Here is a 2,508-nt window from a genome sequence, read left to right as displayed (position 1 = left end):
GTCGTAGGGACCTACGACACGGCCGCGCCGCTCGTCGTGGGATCGGGCCGCCCTCGATGTCGGTGCCGTCGCGTAGGCTCGGGAAGCAACCGGATCCGATCGCGCCCGGCACGAAACCGACGGGGAGGAGGCCGACGTGCTCATCGACACCTATGGCCGAGTGGCCACCGACCTGAGGGTCTCGCTCACCGACCGCTGCAATCTGCGCTGTACGTACTGCATGCCCGAGGAGGGCCTGCAGTGGCTGGCCAAGCCGGACCTGCTGACCGACGACGAGATCGTCCGCCTGATCCACCTCGCCGTCACCGAGCTCGGCGTCACCGAGGTCCGCTTCACCGGCGGTGAGCCCCTGCTGCGCCCCGGCCTGGTCGGCATCGTCGAGCGGTGCGCGGCGCTCGAGCCCCGCCCCAAGATGTCCCTGACGACCAACGGCATCGGACTCAAGCGCACCGCGGCGGCCCTCAAGACCGCAGGCCTCGACCGGGTCAACGTCTCCTTGGACACCCTGCGTCCCGACGTCTTCAAGACCCTCACCCGCCGCGACCGCCACCAGGACGTCCTGGACGGCATGGCCGCGGCCCGCGAAGCCGGCCTCACCCCGGTCAAGGTCAATGCGGTCCTGATGCCGGGCCTCAATGCGGACGAGGCCCCCGACCTGCTCTCCTGGGCGGTCGAGCACGACTACGAGCTGCGCTTCATCGAGCAGATGCCGCTCGACGCCCAGCACGGCTGGAAGCGCGAGGGCATGATCACGGCCGGTGACATCCTGGCCTCCCTGCGCACCCGGTTCACGCTCACCGAGGAGGGCGAGCAGGCCCGCGGTTCGGCCCCGGCCGAGCGCTGGATCGTCGACGGCGGGCCGCACCGGGTGGGCGTCATCGCCTCGGTCACCCGGCCGTTCTGCGCCGCCTGCGACCGCACCCGGCTCACCGCGGACGGCCAGGTCCGCACCTGTCTGTTCGCCACCGAGGAGACGGATCTGCGCGAAGCGCTGCGCTCCGGCGCCCCCGATGCGGAGATAGCGCGGATCTGGAAGCTGGCGATGTGGGGCAAGAAGGCCGGTTCCGGACTGGACGACCCGTCCTTCCTGCAGCCCGAGCGCCCGATGTCAGCGATCGGTGGCTGACGCCTCCCAGTCGGCGAGGCGCACCACGTCCTTGAGGAAGCCGCGGACTCCGAGGAACTTCGACAGATGCTCCCGGTGCTCGTCACAGGCCAGCCAGGTCTTGCGCCGCTCCGGGGTGTGCACTTTCGGGTTGTTCCACGCGAGCACCCACACCGCGTCCGCACGACAGCCCTTGGCGGAGCACTGCGGAGTGGAGGGCGACGGGGACGAAGTATCGGAAAGGCCGGGGAAGTTCACACCCGGCAGCCTAGTCGGCCCGGCGGTGACAAGGCGACGCCGAGCAGCCACGGGGGGAGCTGCCCGGCGTCGGTCTGTCGCTCCGACGGGGGATGCGGAGCGCGTCTGAAGTATGTCACGGGGGACCCGGTGCAGTGCACCGGAACTACATGATTGATCTGAGCAGTTCTTGAGCTTTCGGGCCGCGCGGAGGGCAGCAGCAGGTCAGCTCGGAGCGCGTGGTCCGGCATCCGCGCCGGGCGCACGGTGTTCCGCCGGCGATTCCGCCGTCGGGGCCGCCGGCGCCTGCCCGAGCATCGGGCGTACGGGGGTGACCGCGAAGGTCGAGGGGAGTGAAGGGGCGTTCTCCCGGCCCGCGTTGGCGATCACGACCGCGACGTAGGGGAGGAGCAGGCCCAGGACCAGGGCGACGATCGCGACGTGCCGTTCCACGTTCCACAGCAAGGCGGCGAGGATCACCGAGAGCGTCCGTACCGACATCGAGATCACATAGCGGCGCTGCCTGCCGCGCACGTCCTCGGCGAGCCCGGTGCGGGCCCCGGTGATCCGGAAGACCCCGCTGTCATGTCGCTTCCGCATCACGTTCCACCAACCTTCCCCCCGGTCCGGGCGACCGTTCACCACGTTACGCCGGGGCCCCGCCCCCGTACGAGAGGGGGTGTCCACAACGGGACGGGCGGGGACGGAACGGCTGCGCCGGGTCCAGTACCGACTCGCCGACATGCGCCGTAGGGCACATGGGCCGACACTGGCTGTATCCGCACCGGAGCCGTCTGAGGAGGCGACCATGGGCTGGTTGTGGGCGATCATCGTGGGATTCGTGCTGGGACTCCTGGCGAAGGCGATCCTTCCCGGGAAACAGCATTTGCCGCTGTGGATGACCACGATCCTCGGCATCATCGGCGGCGTGGTGGGCAATTCGCTGGCCGCCGGTTTCGGCATCGACGAAACCCGCGGCATCGACTGGGGCCGGCATGCGCTGCAGCTCGCGGCCGCCGTCGTGCTGGTGTTCCTCGGTGACATGGTCTACAAGGCGGTCAAGGGGAACAGACAGACGACCTGAAGCACGACCACCCCCGGACATCCGACATCCGCTCCCGCAGATCGTGCGGGACGGCGCGGTGGCCCGGTCCGTGCAGGACCGG

The 2,508-nt window shown here is 70.0% G+C and carries 4 protein-coding genes; 2 read left to right on the top strand and 2 right to left on the bottom strand.

All coding sequences use genetic code 11. From position 1 onward, the window contains the following. The first annotated feature begins 136 nt into the window (after positions 1 to 136). A complete protein-coding gene (gene moaA, locus DY218_RS25410; protein WP_128558480.1) occupies positions 137 to 1,126 on the top strand; it encodes a GTP 3',8-cyclase MoaA in 990 nt (329 codons plus the stop codon). Here moaA and DY218_RS25405 read toward each other — a convergent pair. Further along, complete coding sequence (locus tag DY218_RS25405; RefSeq protein WP_128558479.1) at positions 1,109 to 1,363, bottom strand: hypothetical protein; 255 nt, start codon at positions 1,361 to 1,363, stop codon at positions 1,109 to 1,111. The two genes, moaA and DY218_RS25405, sit on opposite strands and share 18 nt — an antisense overlap. Before the next feature lie 204 nt (positions 1,364 to 1,567). Then, entirely contained in the window at positions 1,568 to 1,942 is a 375-nt protein-coding gene (locus DY218_RS25400) for a DUF3099 domain-containing protein (protein WP_128558478.1), read from the bottom strand. A 208-nt stretch (positions 1,943 to 2,150) separates the two neighbouring features. On the opposite strand from DY218_RS25400, the gene DY218_RS25395 reads away from it, so the two are divergent. Beyond that, the gene (locus DY218_RS25395) at positions 2,151 to 2,426 is read left to right on the top strand and encodes a GlsB/YeaQ/YmgE family stress response membrane protein (protein ID WP_128558477.1); all 276 of its coding nucleotides are present in this window, start codon (positions 2,151 to 2,153) and stop codon (positions 2,424 to 2,426) included. Positions 2,427 to 2,508 lie beyond the last annotated feature (82 nt).

This window comes from Streptomyces triticagri (assembly GCF_003429565.1).
Lineage (GTDB): Bacteria > Actinomycetota > Actinomycetes > Streptomycetales > Streptomycetaceae > Streptomyces > Streptomyces triticagri.
The sequence above is the reverse complement of the archived record's forward strand: the minus strand, read 5'-3'. Positions and strand labels throughout refer to the sequence as shown.

What these genes read in the sequence shown, in the direction of transcription:
- DY218_RS25395 (WP_128558477.1), top strand. Translation starts at nt 2,151, where the DNA reads ATGGGCTGGTTGTGGGCGATCATCGTGGGATTCGTGCTGGGACTCCTG.
- DY218_RS25400 (WP_128558478.1), bottom strand. Translation starts at nt 1,942, where the DNA reads ATGCGGAAGCGACATGACAGCGGGGTCTTCCGGATCACCGGGGCCCGC.